An 18850-nucleotide genomic window follows, 5' to 3' on the forward strand; every position below is an offset into this window, starting at 1 on the left:
TGCTCTCCCGCACTCGCACGACGTGATGCGCACGCCCCTCACACGGGTCTCAGCCGATCGCCCACAGGATCAGCAGCAGCACGGCTCCGGCCAGCGCGGGCCCGGCGATCTCCCAGGCCCAGCGCACCGAGACCTCACCCTGGGCGCTCTCGGCGCCGGACCGGGCCTCGTGCAGTTCCCGCAGGTCGGCCATGATCTGGTCGGTCTCGGCGCGCAGCGGCCCGGAGGCGGACCGTCCCGCGGCCACGCCGCGGCCCCCGAGGCCGCCACCGCCGCCGAGCACGCCACGCCGTCCGCCGAGGCCGAACGCGCCGCCGCGGGCGCCGCCGCCGTCCTGCGCCTCGCGTGCTCCCGCCGCGGCGGCCTTCGCCTCCTGCCGGGCCGCGCGCTTGCGCGCCCGCAGGGACACCGGCAGCGCCCACAGCTGGTACTTGGTGCCGGAGGCGGCGACCACCTCGTTCGAGTAGCCGGAGCGCAGCGCGGCCACCTGCCCCCAGGGCAGGACGATGATCCGGAAGGGGTTGCGGATGCGCAGCCGGTCCCGGTCGACGAACACGGCCGGGCGCAGGGTGAAGGCGATCACCAGCGGGACCACGAGCAGCATCGCGGCCAGCGCGCGCCACGGCGTGGGGCCGTGTCCGGTGACCATCGCGTCGAAGCCCAGCCACAGGGCGAGGGCGAGCAGCAGGACTCCGGCGGCGATGCCCGCGGACGACCGGTGCACCCGGTCCTGGGACTCGGGCGCGGGCGGCTGCGGCGCGGGGGACTCGTGCTCGGGCGTCGTCATGGCCCCGATTCTGCCCGACGGTCCCGGGCCCGCCTCAGCCGCGGTGCCCGCCCGCCGGGACCCGGCCCGGCCCACCACCGGGCCCCGTCCCGGCCGCCCGGCGCCGCGCAGGTATCCGGCCCCGGGGGGTGTACAGCCGCTACGCGCGTAGATATGCTCGTCTGGTGACCATGCCCACTACCGCACCCACAGCTCACGCGCTGTCGGACGTCACCACGTCCGACAGCTCGCTGCGCCGCTTCCTGCACGGGCTGCCCGGCGTCGACGCGGTCGGCCTCGAGGCGCGCGCCGCCTCGCTCGGCACCCGTTCCATCAAGACCACCGCGAAGGCGTACGCCATCGACCTGGCCATCTCCATGGTCGATCTGACGACGCTGGAAGGCGCGGACACCCCGGGCAAGGTCCGGGCTCTCGGCGCCAAGGCGGTCCACCCCGATCCCACGGACCGCTCGGCGCCCACCACCGCGGCGGTCTGCGTCTACCCCGACCTGGTGGCCGTCGCCAAGGAGGCGATCGCCGCCGCCGGCGGAGCGGGGAAGGTGAAGGTCGCCTCGGTCGCGACCGCCTTCCCGGCCGGCCGCGCGCCGCTCGAGGTGAAGCTGGCGGACGTGCGCGCCGCCGTCGCCGCGGGCGCCGACGAGGTCGACATGGTCATCGACCGGGGAGCGTTCCTCGCCGGCCGGTACCTGAAGGTGTACGACGAGATCCGGGCCGTGAAGGAGGCCTGCGGCACCTCGGCCCGGCTGAAGGTGATCTTCGAGACCGGCGAGCTGTCCACGTACGACAACATCCGCCGGGCCAGCTGGCTGGGCATGCTGGCGGGCGCCGACTTCATCAAGACCTCCACCGGCAAGGTCGCCGTGAACGCCACCCCGGCCAACACCCTGCTGATGCTCGAAGCCGTGCGCGACTTCCGGGCGGCCACCGGTGTCCAGGTCGGTGTGAAGCCCGCCGGCGGCATCCGGACCAGCAAGGACGCGGTCAAGTTCCTGGTCCTGGTCAACGAGACCGCGGGCGAGGACTGGCTGGACCCCCACTGGTTCCGCTTCGGCGCGTCCTCGCTGCTCAACGATCTGCTGATGCAGCGCCAGAAGCTGGCCACCGGCCGCTACTCCGGCCCTGACTACGTGACGGTGGACTGATCACCATGACCATCGAGAAGCGGTCTTCCGCATTCGAGTACGCGCCCGCGCCCGAGTCCCGTGCGATCGTCGACATCGCGCCGTCCTACGGGCTGTTCATCGACGGTGAGTTCACCGAGGCGGCCGAGGGCAAGGTCTTCAAGACGGTCTCGCCCAGCACGGAGGAGGTGCTGTCGGAGGTCGCCCGGGCCGGCCAGGCCGATGTGGACCGGGCGGTGAAGGCGGCCCGCAAGGCGTTCGGGCCGTGGTCGGCGCTGCCCGGCTCGGAGCGGGCCAAGTACCTGTTCCGTATCGCGCGCATCGTCCAGGAGCGCAGCCGTGAGCTGGCGGTCCTGGAGACGCTGGACAACGGCAAGCCCATCCGGGAGACCCGGGACGCCGACCTGCCCCTGGTCGCGGCGCACTTCTTCTACTACGCCGGCTGGGCGGACAAGCTGGAGTACGCCGGGTTCGGGCCGAACCCGCGGCCGCTGGGGGTCGCCGGTCAGGTCATCCCCTGGAACTTCCCGCTGCTGATGCTGGCCTGGAAGGTCGCGCCCGCGCTGGCGGCCGGCAACACCGTCGTCCTCAAGCCGGCCGAGACCACGCCGCTGTCCGCGCTGTTCTTCGCGGACATCTGCCGTCAGGCCGGTCTGCCGAAGGGTGTCGTCAACATCCTGCCGGGCTACGGGGACGCGGGTGCCGCCCTGGTGGCGCACCCGGACGTGGACAAGGTGGCCTTCACCGGTTCCACGGCCGTCGGCAAGGAGATCGCCCGCACGGTCGCGGGGACGAAGAAGAAGCTCACCCTCGAACTGGGCGGCAAGGGCGCCAACATCGTCTTCGACGACGCCCCGCTCGACCAGGCCGTCGAGGGCATCGTCAACGGCATCTTCTTCAACCAGGGCCAGGTGTGCTGCGCCGGATCCCGGCTGCTGGTGCAGGAGTCGGTCCACGACGAGCTGCTGGACGCCCTCAAGCGCCGTCTGTCGACGCTGCGTCTGGGCGACCCGCTGGACAAGAACACCGACATCGGCGCGATCAACTCCGCGGAGCAGCTGGCCCGGATCACGGCGCTGGCCGAGCAGGGCGAGGCGGAGGGCGCCGAGCGCTGGTCGCCTCCGTGCGAACTGCCGGAGAGCGGCTACTGGTTCGCCCCGACGGTGTTCACCAACGTCACCCAGGCGCACACCATCGCCCGGGAGGAGATCTTCGGCCCGGTGCTGTCGGTGCTCACCTTCCGCACCCCGGACGAGGCGGTCGCCAAGGCGAACAACACGCCGTACGGGCTGAGCGCGGGCATCTGGACCGAGAAGGGGTCGCGGATCCTGGCGGTGGCGAACAAGCTGCGCGCGGGTGTCGTCTGGTCCAACACGTTCAACAAGTTCGACCCGACCTCGCCGTTCGGCGGCTACAAGGAGTCGGGCTTCGGCCGCGAGGGCGGCCGCCACGGCCTGGAGGCGTACCTCGATGTCCGATAAGACCGTGAAGACCGAGCGGCTCTCCGTCTTCAAGACCTACAAGCTGTACATCGGCGGGAAGTTCCCGCGTTCCGAGAGCGGCCGGGTGTACGAGGTGAGCGACTCTTCTGGCAACTGGCTGGCCAACGCGCCCCTGGCCTCCCGCAAGGACGCCCGGGACGCCGTGGTCGCGGCCCGCAAGGCGTTCGGCGGCTGGTCCGGCGCGACCGCCTACAACCGCGGTCAGGTCCTCTACCGCGTCGCGGAGATGCTGGAGGGCCGCCGCGAGCAGTTCGTCACGGAGGTCGCGGCCGCGGAGGGCCTGTCGAGGGCGAAGGCGGCGGCGGTCGTGGACGCGACCGTGGACCGCTGGGTGTGGTACGCGGGCTGGACCGACAAGATCGCCCAGGTGGTGGGCGGCGCCAACCCGGTGGCGGGCCCCTTCTTCAACCTGTCCACCCCCGAACCCACCGGTGTGGTGGCCGTGGTGGCGCCGCAGGAGTCGTCCTTCCTCGGCCTGGTCTCCGTCCTCGCCCCGGTGATCGCCACCGGCAACACCGCCGTGGTGGTGGCGAGCGAGAAGGCCCCGCTGCCGGCGCTGTCCCTGGCCGAGGTGCTGGCCACCTCCGACGTGCCCGGCGGCGTGGTGAACGTGCTGTCCGGCCGTACGGCGGAGATCGCGGCCCCGCTGGCCGCGCACCAGGACGTCAACGCGATCGATCTGGCCGGTGCCGACGAGGCCCTGGCGAAGGAGCTGGAGATCGCGGCGGCCGACAACCTCAAGCGGGTACTCCGTCCACAGCCTGTGGACGACTGGTTCGCCACCCCGGGCATCGACCGCATGACGGCGTTCCTGGAGACCAAGACGGTCTGGCACACCACGGGCTCCCTGGGCGCGGCCGGTTCGTCGTACTGACGCCGGTCGCACCGACGCGACACGCGGGCGCACCGACGCGCGACGCACGAGCGCACCGCCGTGTGCGGCCGCGCGCGAACACACGACGCGACACGCCGCGGCCTCCCCTCGTCCCGGGAGAGGCCGCGGCGTGTCGCGTCGTCGTCCGGGGGCACCCGCACGCGCTTCCGTCATCCGCAGCGCGCCTGGCCCCCGGTGCGTCACCGCAGCACGCCCAGCACCTGCCCGACCACCGGGATGCTGCCGATCGACGGGGCCTCGGCCACCGGGCCCGTGATCATGCGGGAGTCCACCGGCTTGAAGTCGGCGATCCGGGTGCCCACGCCGTTGTCCAGCGGGTCGACCCCGGTGCCCGCGAGCGGATTGGGCTTCAGCCCGGCCACCGTGCCGGTGACATGGCCGACCGTGCCGGTCACCCCCTTCACGGCCGGGGTGACGTCGTCCGCGGCGGCAGAGCGGTCCGCCCCGCCCGTGCGCGGCGCCGAGTCCGCCACGGCCGTCGTCGCGCCCGCGCCCACGACGGCACCGGCGGCCGCGACGGCGATCAGGGCGCGCCGCGCGACGGAACGGGAGGGGGACGCATGTCGAGCCATGACTGGGTCGCCTTCCGATGAGGTCCGGTACGGAACGTAACGAGCTAGGCGCACAGCGTAGTTGACGGGTGGTGTGTGCATCAAAGCCGACCCGCGGGGTCGGCAATCGGGGCCACCATGCGTCAAACTGGTGTTCCGTGAACCTTCATCCCCCGCCGTCCGCCCGTGTCGTGCTGCTGTGCGGCCCCTCGGGCTCGGGCAAGTCCCTGATCGCCTCCCTCTCCGGGCTGCCCGTGCTGCGCCTGGACGACTTCTACAAGGAGGGTGACGACCCGACGCTGCCGCTGGTGGACGGCAGTTCGGACATCGACTGGGACCATCCCGGCTCCTGGGACGCGGACGTCGCGGTGGAGGCGATCGCCGAGCTGTGCGCGACGGGCAGCACCCGCGTGCCCGTGTACGACCTCGCGCGCAGCGCCCGTACCGGCGAGACCACGCTGCACCTGGGCGACACCCCGCTGTTCATCGCGGAGGGCATCTTCGCCGCCGAGATCGTCGAGCGCTGCCGGGAACTGGGCCTGCTGGCCGACGCGTTGTGCCTGACCCGCGGGGCGGTCACCACGTTCCGCCGGCGCTTCGTGCGGGACCTGCGGGAGGGCCGCAAGTCGGTGCCGTTCCTGCTGCGCCGCGGCTGGCGGCTGATGCGCGCCGAACGGTCGATCGTGGCCCGCCAGGTGGCGCTCGGTGCGCATCCCTGCGACAGGGACGAGGCGTTGAGCCGGCTGGCCGCCGCGGCGGGCCGGCAGCCTCAGGAGCGGACGGTCGCCTAGGACGTCGTCCCGGACCGCGCGGACCCGGCCGACGGGCGACGGCCGGCCGCGGTGCGTCGTGCCGGGCCACGTGCGTGCCGGGGGTACGTACGTGCCGGGGGTACGTACGCGCCGGGGCGCCTCGACGACGTCCGAGCGCTGCTGACGGACGACGAAAGCGGGACTGGACGGACCCCCCGGCCCTCCAGCCCCGCTTCGTGTCGCGCCTCACGTCCCCCCACGTCCGTGCGGCGCTCCCCCGTGGATCCCCCCCCACGGATCCCCCGTCGTCCCCCCGTGGATCCCCTGATTCCCCCGTTTTCCCCTGTTCTCCCCCGTTGTTTCCCCCGTGTCCCCCTCGGGCTGTGTTCACCCCCACGTTCCCAAGGGTCCCCCGTGTTCCCTTTTCCCTTTCCTTTCCCCCGTGTCTCCCCCGTGTGTTTCCCCCTGCCTGCGGTGAGCCGGTTCAGGCGACCAGCTCGCCGAAGGACTCCTTGTGGCTGCGGCCGAGGTTGAGCACCTCGTCGTCGCGGAGCCGGCGCAGCGAGCGCCAGATGCTCGACTTCACGGTGCCGACGCTGATGTTGAGGATGTCCGCGATCTCCGGGTCCGTGCGGCCCTCGTAGTAGCGCAGGACCAGCATGGTGCGCTGGAGTTCGGGCAGCCGGGCCAGCGCCTGCCACAGCACGGCGCGCAGCTCGGTGCCGCGCATCGCGTCCGTGTCGCCGGGCGTCTCCGGCAGCTCCTCGGTCGGGTACTCGGTCAGCTTGCGGCGGCGCCAGGCGCTGATGTGCAGGTTGGTCATGGTGCGGCGCAGGTAGCCGCCGACCGCCGCCTTGTCGCTGATCCGGTCCCAGGCCCGATAGGTCGAGAACAGCGCGCTCTGCAGCAGGTCCTCGGCCTCGAACCGGTCACCGGTCAGGTGATAGGCGGTGGCGTACAGAGAGGCGCGACGCTCCTGGACGTAGGCGGTGAACTCCGCCTCACTCAGGGAGCGGCGCTCCGCGGGCGCCTTCGCGGACGTGTCCTGCCCGCGGGTGTCCCCGCGGCCCGCCGGAGGTGTCTGCAGCACCGTCATGTACGGGGTGTGCTGACGGCCGGAGCCGTGAGCGCACGTCCGCACCGCCCCGCGCTCGCACGTGCCCGCACGGGAGACGGCGCCCTCCGTGCCGGCCCTGTCCGCACCCCGGTTCACGTCGTGCAGACGCGTGACCACTGCGCTGGTGCCGTTGCCGTGCAGTGTGTTCATCTCGCGCCCCCGTCGGTGGACTTCGGTGTTCGGACCGCTTGCCTGTGCCGAACAGCTTGCCGTGGCGACTTCATGGCCGTGTCCGCCGACTGTCACAGACGTGTCACAGGACACCGGGACGTGTCGCAGGACACGGTCCCCGCGGGCCGGGCCTGCGACCGTGCGGGGGTCGAAACCCCGAACACCCATGGGCCAGAATGAGACCGTGCCTTCCCTGTTGCTGATCGAGGACGACGACGCCATCCGCACGGCCCTGGAGCTCTCCCTGACGCGCCAGGGACACCGGGTGGCCACCGCTGCCAGTGGAGAGGAAGGTCTGAAGCTGCTGCGCGAGCAGCGGCCGGACCTGATCGTGCTGGACGTCATGCTGCCCGGCATCGACGGGTTCGAGGTGTGCCGGCGCATCCGGCGCACCGACCAGCTGCCGATCATCCTGCTGACCGCGCGCAGCGACGACATCGACGTGGTGGTCGGCCTGGAGTCCGGTGCCGACGACTATGTCGTCAAACCGGTGCAGGGACGGGTGCTGGACGCCCGGATCCGGGCCGTGCTGCGGCGCGGCGAGCGGGAGACGAGCGACTCGGCGGTCTTCGGCAACATCGTCATCGACCGGGCCGCGATGACCGTGACCAAGAACGGGCAGGAGCTGCAGCTGACCCCGACCGAGCTGCGGCTGCTGCTGGAGCTGAGCCGGCGGCCCGGCCAGGCGTTGTCGCGGCAGCAGCTGCTGCGGCTGGTGTGGGAGCACGACTATCTCGGTGACTCGCGGCTGGTGGACGCGTGCGTGCAGCGGCTGCGGGCCAAGGTCGAGGACGTGCCGTCGTCCCCGACGCTGATCCGTACCGTGCGTGGAGTCGGCTACCGGCTGGACGCGCCTCAGTGACCGAAGAGCGGACAGAAGAGCAAGGGCGGCTCGGCGGCTGGGCCGCGGGGCGCAGGAGAGTGTGGTCGCGTCTGCGTTTCACCAGTCTGCGGCTGCGGCTGGTCGTGGTGTTCGCGCTGGTGGCGCTGACGGCGGCGGTGTCGGCGTCCGGGATCGCCTACTGGCTCAACCGGGAGGCCGTGCTCACCCGCGCCCAGGACGCGGTGCTGCGGGACTTCTGGCAGGAGATGCACAACCGGGCGGGCGCGCTGCCGGAGCATCCCTCGCAGGACGTGCTGCAGCACACCGCCGACCAGATGGCGGGCAGCGGCCAGCGGTTCGGTGTGCTGCTCGTCGGACAGGACACCGACGGGCGGACGGTGCACGGCGCCTCCGGCGGACCGGACGGCTTCACGCTGCGGGACGTGCCCGCCTCGCTGCGCGCCGCGGTGGACCGGCGCCAGCCGCTGTCGGAGACGAACAAGGCGCCGTACCACCTGTACTGGCAGCGCATCGACCTCGACGGCACGCCGTATCTGGTGGCGGGCTCGAAGGTGATCGGGGGCGGCCCGACCGGCTACATGCTCAAGTCGCTGGAGCCGGAGGCCAAGGACCTCAACTCGCTGGCCTGGTCGCTGGGGGTCGCCACGGCGCTGGCGCTGATCGGTGCGGCGCTGCTGGCGCAGGCCGCGGCGACGACCGTGCTGCGGCCGGTGCACCGGCTCGGGGTGGCGGCGCGCCGTCTCGGCGAGGGCCGGCTCGACACCCGGTTGCGGGTCTCGGGCACCGACGAACTGGCCGACCTGGCGCGGACGTTCAACAACGCGGCGGCCGCGCTGGAGAAGCGGGTCGCCGACATGGCCGCTCGGGACGAGGCCTCCCGCCGCTTCGTGGCGGACATGAGCCATGAGCTGCGCACCCCGCTGACGGCCATCACCGCGGTCACCGAGGTGCTGGAGGAGGAGCTGGACTCCGAGGGCGGCGGCATCGACCCGATGATCGAGCCGGCGGTCCGGCTGGTGGTCAGCGAGACACGACGGCTGAACGACCTGGTGGAGAACCTGATGGAGGTGACCCGTTTCGACGCGGGCACCGCCCGGCTCGTCCTGGACGACGTGGACATCGCCGACCAGATCACCGCCTGCATCGACGCCCGCGCCTGGCTGGACGCGGTGGAGCTGGACGCCGAGCGCGGCATCCACGCCCGCCTCGACCCGCGCCGCCTGGACGTCATCCTCGCCAACCTGATCGGCAACGCCCTCAAGCACGGCGGCTCCCCGGTGCGGGTGTCGGTGCGCGAGTCGGAGGAGGAGGTCGTCATCCAGGTCCGCGACCACGGCCCCGGCATCCCCGAGGATGTGCTGCCGCATGTCTTCGACCGGTTCTACAAGGCGAGCGCGTCCCGGCCGCGGTCGGAGGGCAGCGGCCTCGGCCTGTCCATCGCCCTGAACAACGCCCACATCCACGGCGGCGACATCACCGCGGCCAACCACCCCGAGGGCGGCGCGGTGTTCACCCTGCGGCTGCCGCGGGACGCCTCCGCGCTCGCCGCCGCGCAGGCGGAGGACAAGGGCGGCGGCTCCGGCCGACGGGACGGTGACGGCACGGCCCGTCAGGCCGGCCGCGAGGGCGACGGCGACGGCGGCTCGGACGGCGGCGTGCAGGAGGAGGTCCGGTGAGGTCACGCGAACGACGCAGGTGCGCGGGGTCGCTGCGCCGCCGGCTGCCGGCCCTAGCGGCCCTGGCACTGGTCCTCACCGGGTGCGGGATCCGGCCCACGCAGGTGCCCACCGACTTCGGTGCCGCGCCCTCGCGGGTGCCCTGCACACCGTCCCAGCCCGACACGGACCAGCAGCGGGCGCACGGGATCCCCGTGCAGGTGTTCCTGCTGTGCGGCGCGTCGCTCGTCGCCGTCGACCGGGTGGTGACCGTGGCGGACGGCACGGACGACGACGCCCGGCGGGTGGCGATCGCCCAGGGTCTGCTGGACCAGCTGGCCGAGGAGCCGTCGGCCGGGGAGAAGGCCGCCGGCTACCGCACGCTCGTGCCGCGCGGTCTGACGGCCTCCGGTCCGCGCGCCGGCGACCCGCAGGACGCCCTGCGGCTGAGCACCGCCCTGTCCGGCCTCGGCAGCACCGCCCTCGCGCAGCTGGTGTGCACCCTGTCGGACTCGGCCGCCGCCGAGGGCGACGGCTCGGTCGTGCTCGGCGGCCCCGACGACGGCGGGCTGCACCGCTACGCGTGCACCGACGCGGTCCGCTCCGGCCCCGGCACCACCAGGCCGCCGTCCACGCCGGTCACCTCCGGCTGACCCGGTCCGATCACGGATGCACGGCGCGGATCGATGAAGGACGAGGGCGTGTACGCGGAGTGCGGCCGCCCCCGCGTACGCGCCCGGGGTACGGACGGCGAGCCGAAGCACGGTCGGGCCCCCGGTCGGGTGACGGCCGGAACCGAACGAACCGGGGGACGCGTCTTGGGGGGCGTGCAGCGTCAAGGCTCTCTCGGCGGCAGGGCCGCCTTCCGCCTCCGTACGACGGGAGGCGTTCTCCTCGTCCTCCATGGGGCGCTCGTCGCCTGGCTGATGCTGCGTCCGCGGGACGTCCCATGGGTGGCCCCGCCCAATCTGCATCCCCTGGCCACCGTCCGCGCCGACCTGCGCCTGGGCTGGCCGGGGGCGCTGCGGCCGCTGGCCGAGGGACTGGGGCTGCTGGCCCCGCTGGGGGTGCTGCTGCCGCTGGCGCACGGCCGGCTGCGGGTCTCGCCGGTCGCCTCCCTGGCCCGTACGGTCGCGGCCGGCGCCCTGGCCTCGGTGGCCGTCGCCCTGCTGCAGACCGGGGTGCCCGGCCGGGTCGTGGACGTCGACACACTGCTGCTGAACACCGCGGGCGTGGCCGTCGCCCATCTCGCGGTGGTGCCGGCGGCCCGCTTCCTGCTCCGCCGCAGGGCCGAGCGGACCGGCTCGCCGGCGGTGTCCGGACAGGACCGGAATCAGGGGCGCACCCCGACGTATCCCAGGGTCGGCATCGCTCCGTGGAGCGATGCCGTGCCTCCTTCCGCTCCGTAACGTGGCAGGCGGACGGGGCCCGACGGGGAGGCTCCGCACGACAGCCCACGGAGGCTTTCATGACCGCCCTTGCCCGCCCCAGCCACGGCCGTGTGATCGCCGGCGTGTGCGCCGCGCTGGCCCGGCGCTTCCACACCTCGGCGACGACGATGCGGGTGATCTTCCTGCTGTCCTGCCTGCTGCCGGGCCCGCAGTTCCTGGTGTACCTGGCGCTGTGGATCCTGCTGCCCTCCGAGGACAAGGCCGCCCGGCGCACCACCTGGTGACCGCTCGGCGCACCGCCTGGCAGTCGTCCGGCGCGTTGCACGGTGACCGCTGGGTGACCGCTCGGCGCCGTACGCCGCCGTGCGCAGACGAACGCCGCCGGGGCGCACCCCCGTGACCGAGGGGTGCGCCCCGGCGGCATACGGGGGCGGTGAAGGAGGAGGTCAGCGCACGGGCAGACCGTTGACGGACAGCCCCTTCGCGGGCAGGGTCCGGACGGGCAGTCCGCCGAGCAGGCCGGTCACCGAATCCACCGGCCGGGTGGCGTCGAGGGTCCGGTCGACCGTCGGCCCCACCGGGGCCAGCGCCTGGTCGGCTCCCGGCAGCGCCTTGGTGACGTTCCCGGCGGGGAGCACCTGGCCGACGGTGTCCGCGACCTGCCCGGTCTGCGGCAGGGCCGGCGCGGCGTTCGCGGCGCCCGCGCCGACGGCGGCGAAGGCGGCACCGAGAGCGGCGACACCGAGGGTCTTGGCGGCAGACTGCTTCATGAAACGCGTCCTTGGAATGGAGAGCGGGGGAATGAGCGGTCCACGACCGTAAACACGCCGCACCGCCGACCGCAAACACCGGAATACCGGGGCGTGAGGAATTCACATCGCGCGCTGATGCGCTCCGTTCGGTCCGCCGATGCGGCGAACACCCTGGTCGCAGGGCAGGCGATAAACAGTTGTACGGATTCTCGAGCCGCACGCCCGGGCTCGACGACGTCATTCTTCACGGCTGCCCATTCATGAGAAGGAATGAAGGCCGACTTCATCGCATTGACGGTGAACCCCTGCGTGTCGTCCCTGTCGTCGAGGGCGCGGCCGGAGGCCCCGGCGCGGTGCCCGACGCGCACGCGCCCTGCCCGCGGCCGTCGATACGCAACGGTGACCGCACGGACGGGTGGCACAGCGCACAGCATCTGTCACTGTGCTGTCATGGTTGTGCTGGCGACGCCCGGGCGCACGGCCCGGCTGGGCAGGACGGCCGGCCCACGGCCGGCGGTGGTGCGCGGAGCGGTGCTGCTGCTCCCCGGCGGCCCGGAGGCCTCCGCGCGCAGACCCTCCCCCCTGCGCGCCGCCGCCCTGCTGGGCACGCTGGGACGGCGGCTGGCCCTGGCCGGCCGCGCCGACGGCCTGGCCGTGCACGTGGTGCACTACCGCTGCCGCGGCTGGAACGGCGACCGGGCGGATCCGGCGCGGGACGCCGCCTGGGCGGTCGAGGAGGCGGTACGGCGCTACGGGGACGTGCCGGTGTGTCTGGCCGGGCACGGCATGGGCGGCCGGGCGGCCCTGCGCGCGGGCGGGCACGAGGCGGTCCGCTCGGTCGTGGCCGTCGCCCCGTGGCTGCCCGAGGAGGGCACCGCGGCCGACCCGGAACCGGTGAAGCAGCTCACCGGACGGTATGTGCTGATCGTGCACGGCACGCGGGACCTGCGCACCGATCCCGAGCTGTCGTTCTCCTTCGCGGCACGGGCGAAGAAGGCCAACCGGAACGTGTGCCGGTTCGAGGTGCACACCGACGGGCACGGGCTGCGCGAGTACCGCGCCGAGGTCACCGCGCTGACCGCGAACTTCGTCAGGGCCACGCTGTTCGGGCACGAGTTCGCCCGCCCGGTGCGGGACGCGCTGGCGGCCCCGCCGCCGATCGGGCTGCGGATGCCGCTCGCCTCGGGGTTCGGCAGGCCGCCCCGGCGGCGGTGATCCGGCGGTGACGGCAGGGCGCGGGCGGGCCGCGACACAGTCGCCGCGGCCCCGCTGCGAAGCCGCCCCGGCCCGCTGCCTCACGGCTGGTGCAGCAGACGACCCCGGCGGGAGAGCAGGAACTTCTTGAACGCCGCCACCGGAGGCGTCTCCGGCCGGCCGTCCAGCCAGGCGACGCCGATCTCGCGCACCGCGCGGGGCGCCGTGACCGTCAGCTCGGCCACCCCCGGACGGGGCACGGGAGGCGGCGGCAGCAGGGCGACGCCCAGCCCGGCGGCGACCAGGCCGCGCAGGGTCTCCGCCTCCTCGCCCTCGAAGGCGATGCGCGGGGTGAAGCCGGCCTCGCGGCACAGGGCGTCGGCGATGCGGCGCATGCCGTAGCCGGGCTCCAGGGTCACGAACGCCTCCTCGGCGGCCTCCGCGAGCCTGATCCTGCGGCGCCCGGCCAGCCGGTGTCCCTCGGGCACCACCAGGCGCAGCTTCTGCTCGTCGAGGCGGCGGGCCACCAGGTCCGGGGCGTCCGGCACGGGCGAGGTCAGGCACAGGTCCAGCTCGCCGGCGCGCAGCCGCTCCAGCATGGCCCCGCCGTGGTCCTGCACCAGGCTGAAGCGGACCCGGGGATGGTCCGCGCGGAAGGCGTGCAGCAGCCCGGGCACGGTCTCGGCGCCCATGGTGTGCAGAAACCCGAAGGCGACCTTGCCGGTGGCCGGGTCGGTGTCGGCGCGGACCTGCTCGGCGGCCCGCTCGATCTCGGCGAGGGCGCGTTCGACGGAGGCGAGGAAGGTGCGGCCGGCGGGGGTGAGCGACACCGTCCGGCCCCGGCGGGCGAACAGGTCGACCCCGAGGTCCTGCTCCAGGCGGACCATCGCCCGCGACAGCGTGGACTGGGGGACGCCCATCTCCTGTGCGGCGCGCGTGACATGCTCGGTGCGGGCGACGCCGGCGAAGTGGGCGAGGCGCGGCGCGAGCAGACGGGCCAGCTCCTCGCCGTTTCCCGGGACGTCTTCTGTGTCACCGCTGCGTGACAGGCGCCCCTGCGACCTCGACTGATGCACCACGGGAACAATTATCGCCGTTCCATGCATTGGACGGAACAGTGACGGCCTCCCTACCGTCGAGGCATGAAGCCCGCCGATACCGGGGCGTCCACCGCCGTGGGCGCCGCCGACACCGACGCCGACCCCGCTTTCGCCACCACACCCGCCACCGACTCCCGGATGGTCCCCGGCGGCCCCGGTTACCGCCGGATGAGCTTCGCCCTGTTCCTGGCCGGAGTCGCCACCTTCGCCCTGCTGTACTCCACGCAGGCGCTGCTGCCGCTGATCTCCGACGGCTTCCGGGTGGCGGCGGGCGACGCGAGCTGGACGGTGGCGGCGGCCACCGGCGGTCTGGCCGTGTTCGTGCTGCCGATGAGCGCCCTGTCGGAACGGTTCGGCCGGCGGACGGTGATGACGGCGTCCCTGGCGGTCGCGGTGACCCTCGGTCTGCTGGTGCCGTTCGCGCCCTCGCTGGGCGTGCTGGTGGTGCTGCGGGCGCTGCAGGGCGCGGCGCTGGCGGGCCTGCCCGCCTCCGCCCAGGCGTACATGGCGGAGGAGGTCAGCCCCTCGGCGCTGGTCTCGGCGATCGGGCTGTTCGTGGCCGGCAACAGCGTGGGCGGGATGAGCGGCCGGATCATCGCCGGCTGGATCGCCCAGGAATGGGGCTGGCGGATCGCCGTCGGCGTGATCGGGGTGATCGCGGTGGTCTGCGCGGTGGCGTTCCGGATGCTGCTGCCCGCGCCGCGGCACTTCACGGCCGGCTCGCTGCGTCCCCGCGTCCTGCTGGGCACGGTCCGCGACCACCTGGCCCATCCGCTGCTGCGCCGCCTGTACGCGATCGGCGCGCTGTTCATGACGGTCTTCGGCGGCGTCTACACGGTGATCGGCTATCGCCTGACCGAAGCGCCGTTCTCGCTGCCGCAGGGCATCATCGGGTCGGTGTTCCTGGTGTACCTGGTGGGCACGGTGTCGGCGTCGGCGGCGGGCCGGCTGGTGCGCCGGCTGGGCCGCAGGGGCGCCCTGTACCTGGCGGGTGCCACGACCGCGGCGGGTCTGCTGGTGTCGCTGGTGGACTCGGTGGTGCTGATCCTCATGGGCCTGGTGCTGATCACGGCGGGCTTCTTCGCCGGGCACGCGGTGGCCTCGTCGGCGGTCAGCCGGACGGCCTCCCACGGGCGGGCGCAGGCCTCGGCCCTGTACCAGTCGATGTACTACATCGGCTCCAGCGTCGGCAGCACGGTCGGTGCGACGGCCTTCCACGCCGAGGGCTGGCCCGGCACGGTCGGGGTGGGCCTGCTGGCCGTGCTGGGCGTCGGGGTGATCACCCTGCTGGGGACGCGGGCGGCCAGGGCCGAGGCCCGCAACGAGGAGCACCCGGCGACCGTCTGACGCCTCCTCTCCCCCGCTCCGGCCCGCGTCGTCGTGCGCTTCCGGGCGCCGTTGTCGGCGGGCTGCGGTGGTTTCGGCGCAGCCCGGTGCGAGGGGGCACCGGACAGGGCCGCAGGGGCGGGGGTGGACGACGACGGCCGACGCGACGGCGGCACAGGACCTCGACGCGCAGCTGGAGCCGTACCGGGTCGAGCTGACCGGCCACTGCTACCGCATGCCGGGCTCGTCCCTCGAGGCGGAGGACGCGGTGCAGGACACGCTGATGCGTGCCTGGCGCAGCCACGGGACGTTCCCGGGCCGCTCCGGTCTCCGCTCGTGGCTGTACCGGATCGCGACCCACGTGTGCCTGGACATGCTGTCGGCCGGCGGCAGGCGGGCCCGGCCGATGGACCTGACCGGTGCCACGCCGCTTGCCCGGGCGGCCCTCACGCCCCGCCCGGACAGCACCTGGCTGGAGCCGGTGCCGGACGGCCGGGTGCTGCCGTCCGCGCAGGACCCGGCGGAGGCGGTGGTCGCCAAGGAGTCGGTGCGGCTGGCGTTCGTGGCGGCGCTGCCGCAGCTGCCGCCGAGGAAGCGGGCGGTGCTGCTCCTGCGGGAGGTGCCGGCCTGGAAGGCGAGCGAGGTCGCCGAGCTGCTGGACACCGCGGTCGCCTCGGTCAACAGCGCGTTGCAGCGGGCCCGCGCGACCCTCGCCGCGTGGGCGGACCGCGGTGCGCGGGCGGCGGTGTCCGACCCGCTGGACGCACGCCAGCGCACGCTGCTGCTGGACCGCTGTGTGCGGGCCTTCGAGGGGGACGACAGGGCGGCGCTGACCGCGCTGCCGCACGGGGACGCGGTGATGACGATGCCGCCGTTCGACCTGTGGCTGTCCGGGGCGGCGGACATCACCGGTTTCATGACCACCGTCGGCGCCTCCTGCGCGGGCTCGCGCCTGATACCGGTGGCGGCCAACGGGCTGCCCGCCTACGCCCCGTACGAACCGGACCCGGAGCAGGGCGGCTGGGCGCCGTGGGCCCTGCAGGTGCTGGAGATCTCGGCGGGCCGGATCACCGGGTTCCGCTGTTTCCTCGACACCGCGCGGCTGTTCCCGCTGTTCGAGGTGCCGCAGCAGCCGGCGGAACGGCACGGTCCGGCCGTCCGGGACCGCTGACACAGATCACATTGACCCCTCGGTCCGCGCACCGGAGGGTTGGCATGTGCAAGGCGTGCTGAGCGGGTTCGCGGTGATCGCGGTCGTCATCGGGGCCGGCTATGCGATGGGCCGGCGCGGCTCGCTCGGCGCGCAGGGCCGGGAGGTGCTCACCAGGCTGGCCTTCCACGCGGCCACTCCGGCACTGCTGTTCACCACGCTGGCCCGTGCGGACCTGTCCGTGATCTTCTCCGGCCGGCTGCTGGTGACGGCCCTGAGCACGGCGGTGGCCGCGGGTGTCTTCGTGGCGGTCGGCGCGGCCCGCGGCTGGGGCCTGGGTCGCACCACGATCGGCGCGCTGTGCTCCAGTTACGTCAACGCCGGGAATCTCGGCATCCCCATCGCGGTGTACGTCCTCGGCGACGCCTCCCTGGTCGCGCCGGTGCTGCTGTTCCAGCAGGTGCTGGTCACCCCGCTCGCCCTGACCGTCCTCGACCTGTCCGGCGCGGGCGCGAAGGGGCCGCTGTGGCGACGGCTGCTGACGCCGTTGCGCAACCCGGTGGCGGTGGGCTCCCTGAGCGGTGTGCTGGTCTCCGCGACCGGCGTGCATCTGCCCGGCCCGGTCATGGAACCCCTCATCCTGATCGGCAACATGTCGGTTCCGGCCGTCCTGCTCGCCTTCGGCATCTCCCTGCGCGGCAGCACGGCACCCGGCCGGGGCCGGGACCGTCACCTGGTGCTGCTGTCGGTGGCGCTGAAGTCGGTGGGCCAGCCGGTGGTGGCCTGGGCACTGGCGGCGGGGGTGTTCTCCCTGCGCGGTGCACCGCTGCTGGACGTGGTGGTGACCGCGGCGCTGCCCGCCGCACAGAACCTGTACACCTACGCCGGCCGCTACCGGGTGGGCGAGTCGCTGGCGCGGGAGTCGATCCTGCTGTCGACGCTTCTGTCGGTGCCGGTACTGGTGGTGGTGGCGGCCCTCCTCGGGTGAGGGGGGCGTCGCTCGACCGGGAACCCGCCGGCGTCCGGCACGAGGCAGAAGGGCTCCGGGATCGTCACGGGCTCGCCGCCCTTGCCGCCCTCGGGCTCCTCCGTCTCCTCCCGGAGCCGGACGAGCTCGTCCCGGCTCTGCTCGGGGTCGTCGCCGACGATGTGCACGCGCACGGCAGCTCTCCCCTCGGTGTGTCACCGATCCCGGCACGCCGAACGGGACCGGCGGCACGTCCACCGGTCCTGTTCACCCCGACGAGGAAGCGTCTGATCAGGCGATGCGCTCCAGCACCACCGGCGACGGCGTGAAGTCCGTGCCCGGGGCCGCGATGTCGTACGAGCCCTGCACCGCCTGCAGCGCGTAGTCGAAGCGCTCGGGGGTGTCGGTGTGCAGGGTCAGCAGGGGCTGACCGGCCGTCACCGTGTCGCCCGGCTTGGCGTGCAGCTCCACACCGGCCGCGGCCTGCACCGGGTCCTCCTTGCGGGCGCGGCCCGCGCCCAGGCGCCAGGCGGCCACACCGATGTCGTAGGCGTCCAGGCGGGTGAGCACACCGGTGGCGGGCGCCGTCACCACATGCTGTTCGCGGGCGGTGGGCAGCGGGGCGTCCGGGTCGCCGCCCTGGGCGGCGATCATCCGCCGCCAGACGTCCATCGCCGAGCCGTCGGCCAGGGCCTTGGCCGGGTCGGCATCCTTCAGGCCGGCCGCGTCCAGCATCTCCCGGGCCAGGGCGAGGGTCAGCTCGACGACGTCCTTCGGGCCGCCGCCCGCCAGGACCTCCACCGACTCGCGGACCTCCAGGGCGTTGCCCGCGGTCAGGCCGAGCGGCGTCGACATGTCGGTGAGCAGCGCGACCGTCCTCACGCCGGAGTCGGTGCCCAGGCCGACCATCGTGCGGGCCAGCTCACGCGCGTCCTGCAGGTTCTTCATGAAGGCGCCGGAGCCGACCTTCACGTCCAGCACCAGGCTGCCCGTGCCCTCCGCGATCTTCTTGGACATGATGGAGGACGCGATCAGCGGGATCGCCTCGACCGTGCCGGTCACGTCGCGCAGCGCGTAGAGCTTCTTGTCGGCGGGTGCGAGGCCGTCGCCGGCCGCGCAGATCACCGCGCCGACGCGGTCCAGCACGGACAGCATCTCCTCGTTGGACAGCAGGGCGCGCCAGCCGGGGATCGACTCCAGCTTGTCCAGGGTGCCGCCGGTGTGGCCGAGGCCGCGGCCGGACAGCTGCGGGACGGCCGCGCCGCACGCGGCGACCAGCGGGGCCAGCGGCAGGGTGATCTTGTCGCCGACGCCGCCCGTGGAGTGCTTGTCGGCGGTCGGCCGGGACAGCGAGGAGAAGTCCATGCGCTCGCCGGAGGCGATCATCGCGGCGGTCCAGCGGGCGATCTCCCGGCGGTTCATGCCGTTGAGCAGGATGGCCATGGCCAGCGCGGACATCTGCTCGTCGGCGACCTCCCCGCGGGTGTACGCGTCGATCACCCAGTCGATCTGCTCGTCGCTGAGTTCGCCGCGGTCCCGCTTGGTGCGGATGACGGAGATGGCGTCCATGGCCAT

General features: G+C 73.6%; 19 protein-coding genes. 13 read left to right on the forward strand and 6 right to left on the reverse strand.

The features are described from left to right. Nucleotides 1–49 precede the first annotated feature (49 nt). Complete coding sequence (locus OG899_RS09465; protein WP_168131420.1) at nucleotides 50–787, reverse strand: PH domain-containing protein; 738 nt, start codon at nucleotides 785–787, stop codon at nucleotides 50–52. A gap of 170 nt (nucleotides 788–957) precedes the next feature. On the opposite strand from OG899_RS09465, the gene deoC reads away from it, so the two are divergent. Genes deoC through OG899_RS09480 form a run of 3 tightly spaced genes read left to right on the forward strand, consistent with a single transcriptional unit; the run spans nucleotide 958 to nucleotide 4284 of the window. Then, nucleotides 958–1929, forward strand: coding sequence for a deoxyribose-phosphate aldolase (gene deoC, locus OG899_RS09470; RefSeq protein ID WP_125500578.1), 972 nt, complete (start codon nucleotides 958–960; stop codon nucleotides 1927–1929). Between the two features lie 5 nt (nucleotides 1930–1934). Continuing rightward, on the forward strand, nucleotides 1935–3389 hold the full coding sequence (locus OG899_RS09475; protein WP_125500575.1) for an aldehyde dehydrogenase family protein: 1455 nt from the start codon (nucleotides 1935–1937) through the stop codon (nucleotides 3387–3389). Next, complete coding sequence (locus OG899_RS09480) at nucleotides 3379–4284, forward strand: aldehyde dehydrogenase (RefSeq protein ID WP_125500576.1); 906 nt, start codon at nucleotides 3379–3381, stop codon at nucleotides 4282–4284. Before OG899_RS09475 ends, OG899_RS09480 begins: the two co-directional genes overlap by 11 nt. A 200-nt stretch (nucleotides 4285–4484) precedes the next feature. Here OG899_RS09480 and OG899_RS09485 read toward each other — a convergent pair whose 3' ends face one another. Next, nucleotides 4485–4877 carry a hypothetical protein gene (locus OG899_RS09485; protein WP_125500577.1) on the reverse strand — a complete coding sequence of 131 codons (393 nt, stop codon included), beginning with the start codon at nucleotides 4875–4877 and terminating at the stop codon, nucleotides 4485–4487. Between the two features lie 170 nt (nucleotides 4878–5047). Between OG899_RS09485 and OG899_RS09490 the strand changes: the two genes are divergently transcribed. Beyond that, the gene (locus OG899_RS09490) at nucleotides 5048–5647 is read left to right on the forward strand and encodes a uridine kinase (RefSeq protein ID WP_125500579.1); all 600 of its coding nucleotides are present in this window, start codon (nucleotides 5048–5050) and stop codon (nucleotides 5645–5647) included. A gap of 445 nt (nucleotides 5648–6092) precedes the next feature. Here the strand turns inward: OG899_RS09490 and OG899_RS09495 are convergent, their stop codons facing one another. After that, nucleotides 6093–6875: a SigE family RNA polymerase sigma factor gene (locus OG899_RS09495; RefSeq protein WP_125496841.1), complete on the reverse strand. Its 783-nt coding sequence runs from the start codon at nucleotides 6873–6875 to the stop codon at nucleotides 6093–6095. 205 nt (nucleotides 6876–7080) lie between these two features. On the opposite strand from OG899_RS09495, the gene afsQ1 reads away from it, so the two are divergent. The 5 genes from afsQ1 to OG899_RS09520 all read left to right on the forward strand — a co-directional run bounded on the left by afsQ1 (nucleotide 7081) and on the right by OG899_RS09520 (nucleotide 11070). Beyond that, nucleotides 7081–7758, forward strand: a complete 678-nt coding sequence (gene afsQ1 / locus OG899_RS09500) for a two-component system response regulator AfsQ1 (protein WP_185867801.1) — start codon at nucleotides 7081–7083, stop codon at nucleotides 7756–7758. A 59-nt stretch (nucleotides 7759–7817) separates the two neighbouring features. Then, complete coding sequence (locus OG899_RS09505) at nucleotides 7818–9416, forward strand: sensor histidine kinase (RefSeq protein WP_406310986.1); 1599 nt, start codon at nucleotides 7818–7820, stop codon at nucleotides 9414–9416. Next, on the forward strand, nucleotides 9413–10048 hold the full coding sequence (locus OG899_RS09510) for a hypothetical protein (RefSeq protein WP_229814081.1): 636 nt from the start codon (nucleotides 9413–9415) through the stop codon (nucleotides 10046–10048). The genes OG899_RS09505 and OG899_RS09510 overlap by 4 nt, the downstream gene beginning before the upstream one ends. A 174-nt stretch (nucleotides 10049–10222) precedes the next feature. After that, complete coding sequence (locus OG899_RS09515) at nucleotides 10223–10804, forward strand: VanZ family protein (RefSeq protein ID WP_251504412.1); 582 nt, start codon at nucleotides 10223–10225, stop codon at nucleotides 10802–10804. 59 nt (nucleotides 10805–10863) lie between these two features. Further along, complete coding sequence (locus tag OG899_RS09520) at nucleotides 10864–11070, forward strand: PspC domain-containing protein (protein WP_125496837.1); 207 nt, start codon at nucleotides 10864–10866, stop codon at nucleotides 11068–11070. A gap of 162 nt (nucleotides 11071–11232) precedes the next feature. Here OG899_RS09520 and OG899_RS09525 read toward each other — a convergent pair whose 3' ends face one another. Beyond that, the gene (locus OG899_RS09525; RefSeq protein WP_125496836.1) at nucleotides 11233–11556 is read right to left on the reverse strand and encodes an ATP-binding protein; all 324 of its coding nucleotides are present in this window, start codon (nucleotides 11554–11556) and stop codon (nucleotides 11233–11235) included. A gap of 432 nt (nucleotides 11557–11988) precedes the next feature. Here OG899_RS09525 and OG899_RS09530 point away from each other — a divergent pair, with 432 nt between their 5' ends. Then, complete coding sequence (locus OG899_RS09530) at nucleotides 11989–12753, forward strand: alpha/beta hydrolase (RefSeq protein WP_125496835.1); 765 nt, start codon at nucleotides 11989–11991, stop codon at nucleotides 12751–12753. Between the two features lie 80 nt (nucleotides 12754–12833). On the opposite strand, the gene OG899_RS09535 is transcribed toward OG899_RS09530, so the two are convergent. Further along, nucleotides 12834–13811, reverse strand: coding sequence for a LysR family transcriptional regulator (locus OG899_RS09535; RefSeq protein WP_125496834.1), 978 nt, complete (start codon nucleotides 13809–13811; stop codon nucleotides 12834–12836). A 63-nt stretch (nucleotides 13812–13874) separates the two neighbouring features. On the opposite strand from OG899_RS09535, the gene OG899_RS09540 reads away from it, so the two are divergent. From OG899_RS09540 to OG899_RS09550, 3 genes are all read left to right on the forward strand, one after another. After that, the gene (locus OG899_RS09540) at nucleotides 13875–15179 is read left to right on the forward strand and encodes an MFS transporter (RefSeq protein ID WP_406310987.1); all 1305 of its coding nucleotides are present in this window, start codon (nucleotides 13875–13877) and stop codon (nucleotides 15177–15179) included. Nucleotides 15180–15246: 67 nt separating this feature from the next. Then, nucleotides 15247–16329, forward strand: coding sequence for a sigma-70 family RNA polymerase sigma factor (locus tag OG899_RS09545; RefSeq protein WP_168131416.1), 1083 nt, complete (start codon nucleotides 15247–15249; stop codon nucleotides 16327–16329). Between the two features lie 46 nt (nucleotides 16330–16375). Then, complete coding sequence (locus OG899_RS09550) at nucleotides 16376–17296, forward strand: AEC family transporter (protein ID WP_125496832.1); 921 nt, start codon at nucleotides 16376–16378, stop codon at nucleotides 17294–17296. Between the two features lie 270 nt (nucleotides 17297–17566). Here the strand turns inward: OG899_RS09550 and OG899_RS09555 are convergent, their stop codons facing one another. Continuing rightward, a complete protein-coding gene (locus tag OG899_RS09555; protein WP_125496831.1) occupies nucleotides 17567–18850 on the reverse strand; it encodes a thymidine phosphorylase in 1284 nt (427 codons plus the stop codon).

Source organism: Streptomyces thermoviolaceus (assembly GCF_045209695.1).
Lineage (GTDB): Bacteria > Actinomycetota > Actinomycetes > Streptomycetales > Streptomycetaceae > Streptomyces > Streptomyces thermoviolaceus.